General features: G+C 70.7%; 11 protein-coding genes. 2 read left to right on the forward strand and 9 right to left on the reverse strand.

The window, feature by feature from the left end:
- Positions 1 to 7: 7 nt before the first annotated feature.
- The 7 genes from mrdA to ACIPW5_RS30850 form a co-directional block, all read right to left on the reverse strand.
- Positions 8 to 2170, reverse strand: coding sequence for a penicillin-binding protein 2 (mrdA, locus tag ACIPW5_RS30820; protein WP_401251866.1), 2163 nt, complete (start codon positions 2168 to 2170; stop codon positions 8 to 10).
- A 16-nt stretch (positions 2171 to 2186) separates the two neighbouring features.
- Entirely contained in the window at positions 2187 to 2882 is a 696-nt protein-coding gene (gene mreD, locus ACIPW5_RS30825; protein WP_401251869.1) for a rod shape-determining protein MreD, read from the reverse strand.
- Between the two features lie 3 nt (positions 2883 to 2885).
- Positions 2886 to 3836, reverse strand: a complete 951-nt coding sequence (mreC, locus tag ACIPW5_RS30830) for a rod shape-determining protein MreC (RefSeq protein ID WP_401251872.1) — start codon at positions 3834 to 3836, stop codon at positions 2886 to 2888.
- A 167-nt stretch (positions 3837 to 4003) separates the two neighbouring features.
- Positions 4004 to 5023 carry a rod shape-determining protein gene (locus tag ACIPW5_RS30835; protein ID WP_030008578.1) on the reverse strand — a complete coding sequence of 340 codons (1020 nt, stop codon included), beginning with the start codon at positions 5021 to 5023 and terminating at the stop codon, positions 4004 to 4006.
- A gap of 316 nt (positions 5024 to 5339) precedes the next feature.
- On the reverse strand, positions 5340 to 5750 hold the full coding sequence (ndk, locus tag ACIPW5_RS30840; RefSeq protein ID WP_125821114.1) for a nucleoside-diphosphate kinase: 411 nt from the start codon (positions 5748 to 5750) through the stop codon (positions 5340 to 5342).
- Positions 5751 to 5814: 64 nt separating this feature from the next.
- On the reverse strand, positions 5815 to 6174 hold the full coding sequence (locus ACIPW5_RS30845; protein WP_401251874.1) for a DUF4233 domain-containing protein: 360 nt from the start codon (positions 6172 to 6174) through the stop codon (positions 5815 to 5817).
- 7 nt (positions 6175 to 6181) lie between these two features.
- Positions 6182 to 7708, reverse strand: coding sequence for a bifunctional folylpolyglutamate synthase/dihydrofolate synthase (locus ACIPW5_RS30850; RefSeq protein ID WP_401251876.1), 1527 nt, complete (start codon positions 7706 to 7708; stop codon positions 6182 to 6184).
- Positions 7709 to 7825: 117 nt separating this feature from the next.
- Here ACIPW5_RS30850 and ACIPW5_RS30855 point away from each other — a divergent pair, with 117 nt between their 5' ends.
- Complete coding sequence (locus ACIPW5_RS30855) at positions 7826 to 8875, forward strand: rod shape-determining protein (protein WP_401251877.1); 1050 nt, start codon at positions 7826 to 7828, stop codon at positions 8873 to 8875.
- On the opposite strand, the gene ACIPW5_RS30860 is transcribed toward ACIPW5_RS30855, so the two are convergent.
- The gene (locus tag ACIPW5_RS30860) at positions 8876 to 10024 is read right to left on the reverse strand and encodes a sensor histidine kinase (protein WP_401251880.1); all 1149 of its coding nucleotides are present in this window, start codon (positions 10022 to 10024) and stop codon (positions 8876 to 8878) included.
- A 162-nt stretch (positions 10025 to 10186) separates the two neighbouring features.
- On the opposite strand from ACIPW5_RS30860, the gene ACIPW5_RS30865 reads away from it, so the two are divergent.
- Complete coding sequence (locus ACIPW5_RS30865) at positions 10187 to 10759, forward strand: vitamin K epoxide reductase family protein (protein WP_401251883.1); 573 nt, start codon at positions 10187 to 10189, stop codon at positions 10757 to 10759.
- A 64-nt stretch (positions 10760 to 10823) separates the two neighbouring features.
- Here ACIPW5_RS30865 and ACIPW5_RS30870 read toward each other — a convergent pair whose 3' ends face one another.
- A complete protein-coding gene (locus ACIPW5_RS30870) occupies positions 10824 to 13445 on the reverse strand; it encodes a valine--tRNA ligase (RefSeq protein WP_401251886.1) in 2622 nt (873 codons plus the stop codon).
- Positions 13446 to 13543: the final 98 nt, after the last annotated feature.

The following is a 13543-nucleotide window of genomic DNA, read 5'->3' on the forward strand; positions in this document are numbered from 1 at the left end:
TCACGTCTCAGTCATGCCGCAGGGGCGGCGGGCCGGCGAGCGCGGGCGGCGCCAGCTCCTCCGGGGACGGGGGCACGTACGGCTTGATCTCGGGGGAGTCGATGGTGCCGTCGGGGTGGACGGTGGGCAGCTGGGTCTGCGGCCTGGGCAGGAGGGCCTTGCCGGTCTCCTTGCCGTCCATGGTGAGCCCGTACATCGCGTTGTAGATGTTGCGGACGGCGGGGCCGGAGGCGCCGGAGCCGGTGCCGCCCTGGGAGATCGTCATCACGATGGTGAAGTCGTCGCTGTAGGTCGCGAGCCACGAGGTGGTCTGCTTGCCGTAGACCTGGGCGGTGCCGGTCTTGGCGCGCAGCGGGATCTTGTCCAGGGGCCAGCCGATGAAGCGCCAGGCGGCGGTGCCGCCGGGTTCGACGACCATGCGCAGGCCCTTGTCGAGGTCGCTGATGGTCTTGGCGTCGACGGGGAGCTTGCCGTGGGCCTGGGGCTTGATCTCCTCGATCCGGCCCTGGGGGCTGACGACGGCCTTGCCGACGGTGGGGTTGTAGAGGGTGCCGCCGTTGCTGATGGCGGCGTAGGCGGTGGCCATCTGGATGGGGGTGACGAGGACGTCGCCCTGGCCGATGGCGAAGTTGATGCTGTCGTAGGCCTTGAGCTGGTTGCCTTCGAGGCAGCTCTCGTAGGCGATCTGCTCGACGTAGGTGCCGCCCTTCTTGCCCTGCTTGCACCAGGAGTCCTTGTTGGCCTCCCAGAAGCTCTGCTTCCAGTGGCGGTCGGGGATGCGGCCGGTGACCTCGTTGGGCAGGTCGATGTGGGTCTCGGAGCCGAGTCCGAACTCGCGGGCGGTCTTGTAGAACCAGTCGTGCGGGTTCTTGGGTTCGAGGCCGCCGTCGCGCTGCCATTCCTTGTGGCCGAGGGCGTAGAAGACGGTGTTGCAGGAGAACTTGAGGGCTTCGCCGAGGGTGATGGGGCCGTGGCCCTTGGACTCGAAGTTCGCGAAGCTGCGGCCGCCCATGTTGTAGGAGGCGCTGCAGTTGTACTTGTCGTCGAAGGCGTAGCCGGCGCGGACGGCGGCGCTCGCGGAGACGACCTTGAAGATGGAGCCGGCGGGGGCCTGGCCCTGGATGGCCCGGTTGAGCAGGGGGTAGTTGGAGTCCTTGCTGGTGAACTTGGCGTAGTCCTTGCCGGAGATCCCGCCGACCCAGACGTTGGGGTCGTAGTCGGGCTGGGAGGCCATGGCGACGACGCGGCCGGTCTTGGTCTCCATGACGACGACGGCGCCGGAGTCGGCTTCGTACTTGCGGCCGGTGATGTTGTCGGTCTCGTTGCGGACGACCTTCATCGCCTCGGCGAGCTCGTATTCGGCGACGGCCTGGACGCGGGCGTCGATGCTGGTGACGAGGGTGGATCCGGCGACGCCGGGGTCGGACTTGGTCTCGCCCATGACGCGGCCGAGGTTGTCGACCTCGTAGGAGGTCACCTGTGCCTTGCCGCGCAGCTCCTTGTCGTACGTGCGCTCGATGCCGGAGCGGCCGACCTGGTCGGAGCGCAGGTGGGGCGAGTCGGTGTCCTTGGCCTTCTGGATCTCGTCGTCGGTGACGGGCGAGAGGTAGCCGAGGACCTGGGCGGTGCGGCCGCCGCCGACGGCCGGGTAGCGGCGTACGGCGGTGGGTTCGGCGGTGATGCCGGGGAAGTCCTCGGGGCGTTCGCGGATCTGGAGGGCCTGCTGGGTGGTGGCCTCCATGGTGACCGGGATGGGCTGGTAGGGGGAGCCGTTCCAGCAGGGCTTGGGGGTCTGGGAGTCGCAGAGCCGGATCTTGTCCATGACGTCCTGCGGCTTCATGTCCAGGACTCCGGCGAGGCGGGTCAGGACGGCCTTGCCCCGGTCCTTTATCCGCATGAGTTCGGTGCGGGAGGCGGAGACGACGAGGCGGGTCTCGTTGTCGGCGAGGGGGACGCCGCGGGCGTCGAGGACATCGCCGCGGACGGCGGGTTGCACCACGCGCTGGACGTGGTTGCTGCGGGCCTCGTCGGCGTACTCGTGGCCGTTGCGGATCTGGAGGTACCAGAGCCGGCCGCCGAGGGTGGCGAGCAGGGAGAAGACGAGGATCTGGATGATGACGAGCCGGATCTGCACCCGGGGGGTGCGGCCGGTCTCGGGAATGTTGGTCATGCCTGGTGCTCCCCCGTCACAGCTTCTTGACGTTCTTCACGCCTTTGACGCCCCTTATCCGGACGGCGCGGTTGGCGCGGCCGCGGGCGGTGCGCAGCCTGAGGCCGCCGCGCTGGCTGCCGATCCGGAGGCCGGTGCCACCGGCGAGCCAGCCGGTGGACACGTCGGCTCCCTGCGGCGGGCCCCCGTTGGCTTCGACGGCCATGGGGTCGTTCTCGGCGCGGCGGGCCAGGGCCATGATCCACGGCACGGTGAAGGGGGCGAGCAGGAGGTCGTAGAGGACGGCGGTGAACAGGAGTCCGCCGAGGCCCACGTGGCGTTCGGCGGTGTCGCCGACGAGGGCGCCGACCCCGACGTAGAGCATGATCGATCCGGCGGCCGCGGCAAGGACGGTCAGCATGGGGCCCCAGGCGGAGCGGAACCGGCCGCTGTCGGGGCGGGCGAGGCCGACCAGGTAGCCGATGGTGCACAGCACGAGGGCGTAGCGGCCGGCGGCGTGGTCGGCGGGCGGGGCGAGGTCGGCGAGGAGTCCGGCGCCGAAGCCGATGAGGGCTCCGGAGGTGGGTCCGTACACCAGGGAGAGGGAGACGACGGTCAGCAGCATCAGGTCGGGGACGGCGCCGGGGAGCTGGAGCCTTCCCAGGATGGTGACCTGGAGGACGAGGGCGACCACGACGAGGGTGGCGGAGAGCAGGATCCGGTTGAAGCGCATGGCTCAGCGTTCCTCCTCGTCCGCGGGCCGGCCGGAGACGCTCGGGGAGGGCGTGACCGTGACGGTGACCGTCGGCGTGGGCTTGGGGGGTTCGGGCTTGGGGGGCAGGACGGTGTCGCGCGGGTCTTCGCGGGGCGGCATGACGACCACACCGACGATGTCGAGGCGGGAGAAGCCGACGAAGGGGCGGACGTGGATGGTGCGGGTGAGGCCGCCGTTGGAGGCGTCGACGCGGACGACCTCGCCGAGGGGGACGCCGGGCACGAAGGGCTTGTTGGCGCGGGAGCCGAAGGTGACCAGGCGGTCGCCGGGGCTGACCCGGGCGCGGCCGTTGAGCATCTGGACGGACAGGGGGCGGTCGCCCTGGCCGGTGGCGAAACCGAGTTCGCCGCTCTGCTCCAGACGGGTGCCGACGGTGAAGTCGGGGTCGCTGGCGAGGAGGACGGTGGAGGTGTCGGGGCCGACGGTGGTGACGCGGCCGACGAGTCCGTCGCCGTTGAGGACGGTCATGTCGCGTTCGATGCCGTCCTTGCTGCCGGCGTCGATGGTGACGGTCCAGGAGAAGCCCTGGGCCGCTCCTATGGCGATGACCTCGGCGCCCTTGATGCCGTACTGTCCGGCGCCGGCCCGCTTGAGCATCTCGTCGAGTTCGCGGATGCGGCTCTTGGCCCGCTCGTCGCTGCCCATCCTGGTCTTCAGGAGGGCGTTCTCGCGCTCCAGCCGGGTGATGCGGTTGTGGCGCTCGTCGGAGTCGCGTACGGCCCCTATGGCGTTGGCGACCGGGTCCACCGCGGTCGCCACGCCCTTCTCGACCGGGCCGAAGACCGCTGCGGCGGCCTTGCGGGCACCGTCCACCGGTGACTCCTCGCCCGCTCTGATGTCCACCGTGATCAATGCGAACGCGATGGCGATCAGCAGCACCAGGAGCAGCCGGCTCTCTCGTGTGTCCCTCACGTGCGGCGGCCGTGCCTTCCTCGTAGAAAACCCGTGCGGCGGAGCCGCTCCGGCGGAGCCGGGGCTGCACCGGACTGTGCCTGTATATCAACGATCCGCCGCACGGGCGCGGTAGCACCCGTACGGCGGATCCTTGTGTTCCGCTTGCCCCGTTGGAGGGGTTTTGGTCACCGCCGGGGCTGGGCGTCCAGGACCTGCTGGAGGGCTTCGAACTCCTCGACGCACTTGCCGGAGCCGAGGGCCACGGAGTCGAGGGGGTCCTCGGCAATGTGGATGGGCATGCCCGTCTCGCGGCGCAGCCGCTCGTCGAGGCCGCGGAGCAGGGCGCCGCCGCCGGTGAGGACGATGCCGCGGTCCATGATGTCGCCGGAGAGTTCCGGCGGGCACTTGTCGAGGGTGGTCTTGACGGCGTCGACGATGGAGTTGACCGGCTCCTCGATGGCCTTGCGCACCTCGGCCGCCGAGATGACGACGGTCTTCGGGAGGCCGGAGACCAGGTCGCGGCCGCGGATCTCGGTGTGCTCGTCCTTGTCGAGGTCGTACGCCGAACCGATGGTGATCTTGATCTGCTCGGCGGTGCGTTCGCCGAGGAGGAGCGAGTACTCCTTCTTGATGTGCTGGATGATCGCGTTGTCCAGCTCGTCGCCGGCCACACGGATGGACTGCGCCGTGACGATTCCGCCGAGGGAGATGACGGCGACCTCGGTGGTGCCGCCGCCGATGTCCACGACCATGTTGCCGGTGGCCTCGTGGACGGGCAGGCCCGAGCCGATGGCGGCGGCCATGGGCTCCTCGATGATGTGCACCTGGCGGGCGCCGGCCTGCGTGGACGCCTCGATGACGGCGCGCCGCTCCACTCCGGTGATGCCGGAGGGCACGCAGACCACGACGCGCGGGCGCGCCAGGTAGCGGCGCTTGTGGATCTTGAGGATGAAGTACCGGAGCATGCGCTCGGTGATCTCGAAGTCGGCGATCACGCCGTCCTTGAGGGGCCGTACGGCGACGATGTTGCCGGGCGTGCGCCCGATCATCTTCTTCGCCTCGGAGCCGACCGCCAGGATTCCACCGGTGTTCGTGTTGATGGCGACCACGGACGGCTCGTTCAGAACGATTCCCCGGCCCCTCACGTACACCAGCGTGTTGGCGGTCCCGAGGTCGATCGCCATGTCACGGCCGATGAACGACATGTTGTTCCCCTTGTTCCCCATGAGGAGCGTCTGGCCTTCCAGTTGATAGCGGCTGCTGTCAGGTCGGCGAGGTGGGTGTGTGGGTGGAGGCCCCATCGTAAGGCCGCGAGTACCGGTACCGCGCGACGGGACTCCGGCGATGGCGCCGGACGGGCAACCCGCCCCCTTAGTGGTGACGTCGTGTCCTTGCCATGCGTTCCCGCGCGACTCCGGGAATACCGAAGGGCGACCGAAATTACTTCGGTCGCCCCAGGTCATGAGCGCTATTTGGCTGATGTCTCGTCAGGAAAGCGCGCTCGGGAATGCTCCGCTACGCTCAGAGGGCCGGGAAGAAGAGCTTCAGCTCGCGCTCCGCGGACTCCTCGGAATCCGAGGCGTGGATCAGGTTCTCGCGCACGATGGTGCCGAAGTCCCCCCGGATGGAGCCGGGCGCCGCGGCGATCGGGTCGGTGGGTCCGGCCAGCTGGCGGACGCCCTCGATCGCGCGTTCCCCTTCCACGACCAGGACGACGACCGGGCCGCTCGCCATGAAGCCCATCAGGGGCTCGTAGAAGGGCTTGCCCTTGTGCTCGCCGTAGTGGGCCTCCAGGGTCTCCGCGTCCAGCGTGCGCAGCTCCATCGCCGGAATGGTCCAGCCGGCCTTCCGCTCGATGCGGCCGATGATCTCGCCGACCAGCCCGCGGCGTACGGCGTCGGGCTTGAGGATGACGAGCGTGCGCTGGGTCATGTGGTAACTCCTTGCGGCAAAAGGGTGCGGTGCGACGAATCTACAGGGCCGAAACGGTGAACCGTCACGCAGCGTCAGGAGCTGCGGCTTCCGCCTGACGGGCGGCCCAGCTGGCCTTGATCGCGTCGATCTTCCGGCCGTAGTGCACCGAGCACCACCACAGGCCCGCGAAGACCGCGCCGAGGAAGAACATCGTCGGGACCACGAAGCCGCTCGCGATCAGCCCGATCTGCAGCGCCCAGCCGATCTGCACCGCGCCCGGACGCGACAGCATCCCGCACAGCAGCACCGACACCAGCATCGTCACACCGCAGACCGTCCACACCTGGGCCTGGGTCAGGTCCGGGTTCTTCATGGCCACCAGGCCCGCGAAGCCGACGATGAAGAATTCACCGATCAGCGTGCTCGCGCAGAGCGTGCGCATCGATTCCTCAGCCCTTCTTGAACAGCAGGCGGGCCTCGCCCACCGTGATCACGGAACCGGTCACCAGGACGCCGGCCCCTCCGTATTCGGCCTCTTCCTCCGCAAGGGTGACGGCCGCCTCCAGCGCGTCGTCCAGGCGGGGCTCCACCTGCACCCGGTCCGGCCCGAAGACCTCGACCGCGATCGCCGCCAGCTCGTCGGCGCCCATGGCCCGGTGGCTGGTGTTCTCGGTGACCACGACCTCCGCGAAGATCGGCTCGAAGGCCTCGAAGACGCCCTTGACGTCCTTGCCCTCGCTCGCGGCCACGACACCGATCAGCCGGCTGAAGCCGAAGGCCTCGGTGACCGCCTCCGCGGTCACCTGTGCCCCCGCCGGGTTGTGCGCGGCGTCCAGGATCACCGTCGGGCTGCGGCGCACGACCTCCATGCGGCCCGGCGAGGTCACCGAGGCGAAGGCCTGCCGCACCGTGTCCGCGTCCAGCTCCCGCGCGTGCTCCCCGCCGACGCCGAAGAAGGCCTCGACGGCGGCCAGCGCGACCGCCGCGTTGTGCGCCATGTGGGCGCCGTACAGCGGCAGGAAGATGCCGTCGTACTCGCCGCCCATCCCGCGCAGGGTCAGCATCTGGCCGCCGACCGCCACCTCGCGGGAGACGACGCCGAACTCCATGCCCTCGCGGGCCACGGTCGCGTCGACCTCGACGGCCTTCTTGAGCAGTACCTGCGCCGCGTCCACCGGCTGCTGCGCCAGGATCACGGTGGCGTCCTGCTTGATGATGCCGCCCTTCTCCTGGGCGATCTCGCCGGGCGTGGAGCCGAGCCGGTCCGTGTGGTCCAGGCTGATCGGGGTGATCACCGCGACCGTCCCGTCGATCACGTTGGTGGCGTCCCAGCTGCCGCCCATGCCGACCTCGACGACGGCCGCGTCGACCGGCGCGTCCGCGAAGGCCGCGTACGCCATGCCGGTGAGCACCTCGAAGAAGGACAGCCGGTACTCCTCGGCGGCGTCGACCATCTCCACGTACGGCTTCACGTCGTGGTACGTCTCGATGAAGCGCTCGGCGCTGATCGGCGCCCCGTCCAGGCTGATCCGCTCGGTCACCGACTGGACGTGCGGGCTGGTGTAGCGGCCGGTGCGCAGGTCGAAGGCGTTCAGCAGGGCCTCGATCATGCGTGCGGTGCTGGTCTTGCCGTTGGTGCCGGTGACGTGGATGGACGGGTACGCGTGCTGCGGCTCGCCCAGCACGTCCATCAGCGCGGCGATCCGGCTGACGGAGGGCTCCAGCTTGGTCTCGCCCCAGCGGGTGGCGAGCTCCTGCTCCACCTCCTGCAGCGCCTTCGCCACCTCCGGGTCCTCGGGGCGGGACGGCACGGGGTCGCCCGAGGGCGGCCCGGCCTGGGCGCGCAAGGTACGGCTGCCGGCCTCGATCACCGCCAGGTCGGGGTCGCGGTCGGACTCTTCCGCCACGATCTGGTCGAACTCGTCGAAGGGACGGTCGCGGTCGCCGTCGTGGCTCTCGGGCTGCTGCTCACTCACGGGTCCAGTCTACGGACGGGGCCCCGCGGGACTTTCGGCCCGGCCGTTTCGGGACCTTCGGCCGCGAAAGCGACCTGATCGTTATGCAAGCCTTGCGGGCAGGAGATAGGGGAACAAATGCCGCAGGCCAGCACCACCACGACCGCTTCCAGCCGCGACATAGGGATAGACCTGGGGACCGCGAACACCCTCGTCTACGCCCGCGGCCACGGGATCGTCCTCAATGAGCCGTCCGTGGTGGCGGTCAAGGCCGGCACCACCACCGCCCTGGCCGTCGGGGCCGAGGCCAAGGAGACCATCGGCCGCACCCCGGGCTCCATCACCGCCATCCGCCCCCTCAAGGACGGGGTGATCTGCGACTACGAGGCCGCCGAGGAGATGATCCGGCACTTCGTGCGCAAGGCCGTGCCCGGCCGCCGCCCCCGCACCCGGATGGTGATCTGCGTGCCGTCCGGCGTGACCCCCGTGGAGCGGCGGGCCATCATCCACGCCTCCACCCGGGCCGGCGCCAAGACCGTCCACCTCATCGAGGAGCCGATGGCCGCCGCGATCGGGGCGGGCCTGCCGGTGGCCGAAGCACGCGGCTCCATGGTGGTGGACATCGGCGGCGGCACCTCGGAGGTCGCCGTCATCTCGCTCGGCGGGATCGTCACCTCCCAGTCCCTGCGGGTCGGCGGGGACCGGCTGGACGCCGCGATCACGGACTACGTGCGCAAGGAGCACGCGCTGCTCATCGGCGAGCGCACCGCCGAGGACGTCAAGGTCGCCATCGGTTCGGCCTGGCCCGTCCCCGACCGGCCGGAGCTGGAGACCCGCACCTTCACGGTGCGCGGCCGCGAGAAGGTCGGCGGCATGCCCAAGACCCTGGAGCTGACCGCGCCCGACGTCCGGGCCGCCCTCGACGAGCCCGTCGAGGCGATCATCGCCGCCGTCCGCACCACCCTGGAGGACTGCCCGCCGGAGCTCTCCGGCGACGTCATGGAGCACGGCATCGTGCTCACCGGCGGCGGCGCCCTGCTGCCCGGACTGGACCTGCGCATCGCCTCCGCCACCGGGATCCCGGTGTTCGTCGCGGACGCCCCGCTGGACTGCGTGGCCCTCGGCTCCGGCCGCTGCGTCGAGGACCTCGACACCCTGAGCGGGCTGCTCTCCCCCGCCAAGGCCTGATCAGCCGCGCGGCAGCACCGCCACGACCTCGTACGAGTCCGGCGTCCGCGTCGCCGTCAGGGTGCCCCCCAGGCTGCGGACCCGCTCGGCCATGCTCGCCGTGCCCGAGCCCGCCGAGACCGGGGCCCGGTCCGGGACGCCGGCCGGCAGGCCGTTGCTGACGGCGATCCGCACGTGCGGGCCGTCCGCCCGGACCGACACCTCGACGGTCTCGCCACGCGCGTGTTTGGCCGCGTTGGTCAGGCACTCCTGCACCACCCGGTAGACCGCCGCCTGCCGCAGCGGCGACAGCGCTTTCGCCTGCGGGTCCATCGCCAGCCGGACCGGGGAACCCGCCCGCCCGCTCTGCTCCGCCAGGGCCGCCAGCCCGTCCACGCCGGGGGTCGCCGCCCGCTCCCCGCGCTGCACGATGATGTCGTTGAGCACCAGGTGCGCCCGCCGGGCGGTGTCCGACAGCTCCTCGAAGTCCTTGGCGTACGGGGTCTCGCGCGCCCGCATCGACAGCACCTCCGAGCGGACCGTCAGCAGGGTCAGCTCCCGCCCGACGAAGTCGTGGACGTCCCGGGCGACGGAGGTCCGCTCCTGCTGCACCGCGTTCAGCACGGCCGACTCGGCCCGCCGGGCCTCCAGCTCGCGCACCAGGTCGTGGCGGCAGGCGGCGATCCCGACGGCCGAGGCGAGCACGCCGATGGGCACCACCAGGCCGAGGAAGGAGCTGAGCGTCGCGGCCCTCGGCTCGGGCCAGCCCGGCACGCAGAACACCGCGACCGCGAAGGACACGTACCCGACGGTGGCCAGCACGGCGGCCCGCCGCCCCCGGTAGCGGCCGACGGAGTACAGCGCGAACTGGATCAGGGTCAGCTCGTGCAGCCAGCCGATGAACAGCAGGGCGGTGGCGTACGCCACCCACGGCATCCGGCGCCGCAGCAGCAGCGTCGAGCAGCCCGCGGTGAGCACGACGGCGGCCCCGGCGCCGTTGAGGGAGTTGTCGGCGGCGGCCAGCCCGGGCAGGTCGAGCGCCATCAGGGCCAGACAGCTCAGCGCCGCGAGGACGTCCTGCGCCCGTGGGGAGGCGACCCGGCCCTCGGCGATCCGGCGGGCGGAGGCCACGAGCCGGTGGAACGCCGACAGGGCGGGCTTGACGTGCATGCCCCCCATCATCCGTGCTCCGCGGCCGGGATCGGATCGGCAGATGGGACGAATGAAGTGATATGCGGCACTCCGCTTTTCCCGGACAGGGGCCCAAAGGCCCGCCTCCCGGCGACCTTCCGCCCTGGCCCCGCCCGCTCCGGCCGCCCTAGCGTCGGAGGAATGACCACCGCAGCCGCGCCCGCCCGTTCCGCCGAGAGCCGCCGGACGGGGCTGCTCCTCCTCGCCGGCGGACTGATCGGCGCCCTCGCCTCCGGCGCCCTCCTCCACGACCGGCTGCGCACCCTGGAGGACCCCCTCTACACCCCGGGCTGCAACATCAACGCCGTGCTGAGCTGCGGCGACGTGATGACCTCCTGGCAGAGCGACCTCCTGGGCCCGCCCAACGCCCTGCTCGGCCTCGCCGCCTTCGCCGCCCTCGCGGGCCTGGGCCTGGCGGTGGCCGCCGGAGCCCGGCTCCCGCGCCTCCTATGGCAGGGCCTGTGGGCCGCGCTCGCCGCCGGCTTCGCCCTCACGCTGTGGCTGATCGGGCAGTGCCTGTACGTGATCGGCGCGCTGTGCCCGTGGTGCACGGCCGTCTGGGCGGTGACGATCCCGCTGTTCTGGTACGTCACCCGGCACCTGGCCCGCCCCGGCTCCCCGCTGCGCGCCCTCCCCCACTGGCTGGTCCCGGCCGCCCTGTACCTGGCGGTGGCCGCGCTGGTCGTGACCCGCTTCGGGACCGGCCTCCTCTGAGCACACGCGAAGGCCCCCGCACCGTCCGGAGACGGTGCGGGGGCCTTCGTACGCTCGTGCGCCGCTACGCGGCGGGCAGACCGGCCAGCTGCGCCTGGATCCGGGCGATGTCCGCCTCGGCCTTGGCGAGACGGCCCTTGATCTTGTCCACGACGTTGTCGGGGGCCTTGGCGATGAACGCCTCGTTCGCCAGCTTCGCCTCGGCCTGCTGCTTCTCCTTCTCGGCGGCGCCCAGGTCCTTCGTCAGGCGCTTGCGCTCGGCCTCGACGTCGATGGTGCCCGACAGGTCGAGGGCGACCGTGGCCCCGCCGACCGGGAGGGTCGCGGCGGCGCTGAAGGCGTCGCCCTCCGGCTGGAGGCGCAGCACCTGGCGGATGGCCGCCTCGTGCGCGCCGAGCGCCGTACCGGACAGGTCCAGGCGGGCCGGAACCTTCTGCTTGTCGTCGAGGCCCTGCTCCTTGCGGAACCGGCGGACCTCGCGGACCAGGTTCTGGACGCCCTCGATCTCGGCCTCGGCGGCCTCGTCGCGGAAGCCGCTGTCCTTCGGCCAGTCGGCGATCACGAGGGACTCGCCGCCGGTCAGCGTGGTCCACAGGGTCTCGGTGACGAACGGGACCACCGGGTGCAGCAGGCGCAGCATGACGTCGATGACCTCGCCGAGGACCCGGCTGGAGACCTTCGCCTGCTCGCCGCCCGCGAAGAAGGTCGTCTTCGACAGCTCGACGTACCAGTCGAAGACCTCGTCCCACGCGAAGTGGTAGAGCGCCTCGCTGAGCTTCGAGAACTGGAAGTCCTCGTAGTAGCCGTCGACCTGCGCGACCGTCTTGTTCAGACGGGAGAGGATCCAGCGGTCGGTGGCCGACAGCTGCTCGGCCGGCGGCAGCTCGCCCTCGATCGTGGCGCCGTTCATCAGCGCGAAGCGCGTGGCGTTCCAGATCTTGTTGGCGAACTTGCTGGACGCCTGGACCCAGTCCTCGCCGATCGGCACGTCGGTGCCGGGGTTGGCGCCCTTGGCCAGGGTGAAGCGGACGGCGTCGGAGCCGTACTTGTCCATCCAGTCCAGCGGGTCGACGACGTTGCCGAAGGACTTCGACATCTTCTTGCCGCGCTCGTCGCGGACCAGGCCGGTCAGCGCGATCGTCTTGAAGGGGACCTCGCCGTCCATGGCGTACAGGCCGAACATCATCATCCGGGCGACCCAGAAGAAGATGATGTCGTGGCCGGTGAGCAGGACGTCGGTGGAGTAGAACTTCGCCAGGTCCGGGGTCTTCTCCGGCCAGCCCAGCGTGGAGAACGGCCACAGGCCGGAGGAGAACCAGGTGTCCAGGACGTCGGTGTCCTGGGTCCAGCCCTCACCCGTGGGCGGCTGCTCGTCGGGGCCGACGCAGACGACCTCGCCGTCCGGGCCGTACCAGACCGGGATCCGGTGGCCCCACCACAGCTGGCGCGAGATGCACCAGTCGTTGAGGTTGTCGACCCAGTCGAAGTAGCGCTTCTCCATCTCCTTCGGGTGGATCTTGACCCGGTCGTCGCGGACCGCGTCGCCCGCGGCCTTGGCGAGGGTCTCGACCTTGACCCACCACTGGAGGGACAGGCGGGGCTCGACGGTGGTGCTGCAGCGCGAGCAGTGCCCGACGGAGTGCAGGTAGGGGCGCTTCTCGGCGACGATCCGGCCCTGCTCGCGCAGCGCGCCGACGACCGCGGAACGGGCCTCGAAGCGGTCCAGACCGAGGAAGGGGCCGTGGACGGTGATGACACCGTGCTCGTCCATGATCGTCATGTTGGGCAGGCCGTGGCGCTGCCCGATGGCGAAGTCGTTCGGGTCGTGCGCCGGGGTCACCTTGACGCAGCCGGTGCCGAACTCGGGGTCGACGTGCGCGTCCGCGACGACCGGGATGGAGCGGTCGGTGAGCGGCAGCTTGATGAGCTTGCCGACGAGGTGCTTGTAGCGCTCGTCGTCCGGGTGGACGGCGATGGCCGTGTCACCGAGCATCGTCTCGGCGCGGGTGGTGGCGACGACGAGGGTGTCCTCGCCCTCGCCGTACGTGATGGAGACCAGCTCGCCGGCGTCCTCCTGGTACTCCACCTCGATGTCGGAGATGGCCGTCAGACAGCGGGGGCACCAGTTGATGATGCGCTCGGCGCGGTAGATCAGCTCGTCGTCGTAGAGCTTCTTGAAGATGGTCTGGACGGCCTTCGACAGGCCCTCGTCCATGGTGAAGCGCTCGCGCGACCAGTCGACGCCGTCGCCGAGGCGGCGCATCTGGCCGAGGATCTTGCCGCCGTACTCTTCCTTCCACTGCCAGACGCGCTCGACGAACTCCTCGCGGCCCAGGTCGTGGCGGGACTTGCCCTCCTCGGCGAGCTGCTGCTCGACCTTGTTCTGGGTGGCGATGCCGGCGTGGTCCATGCCGGGCAGCCACAGGGACTCGAAGCCCTGCATGCGCTTGCGGCGGGTCAGGGCGTCCATCAGCGTGTGCTGGAAGGCGTGGCCCAGGTGGAGCGAGCCGGTGACGTTCGGCGGCGGGATGACGATGGTGTACGCGGGCTTCTCGCTCGCGGCGTCGGCCGTGAAGTAGCCACGCTCTACCCAGCTCTCGTAGAGCTTCCCCTCTACCTCGGCCGGGGCGTACGCGGTCGGCAGTTCGGAGTTGGGGGCACTGGGTGTCTGCGTGTTCTCGGTCACGGGGCACAGGATACGGCGGGTGCCGCCCGCGTCACGAATCCATTGCACCGCGGCAGCTTCCGTTGACCTCCCCGGGCCGGGACCCTTCTCATACGCTG

Origin of the sequence: Streptomyces sp. NPDC090077, from assembly GCF_044747545.1 — a bacterium.
GTDB lineage: Bacteria > Actinomycetota > Actinomycetes > Streptomycetales > Streptomycetaceae > Streptomyces.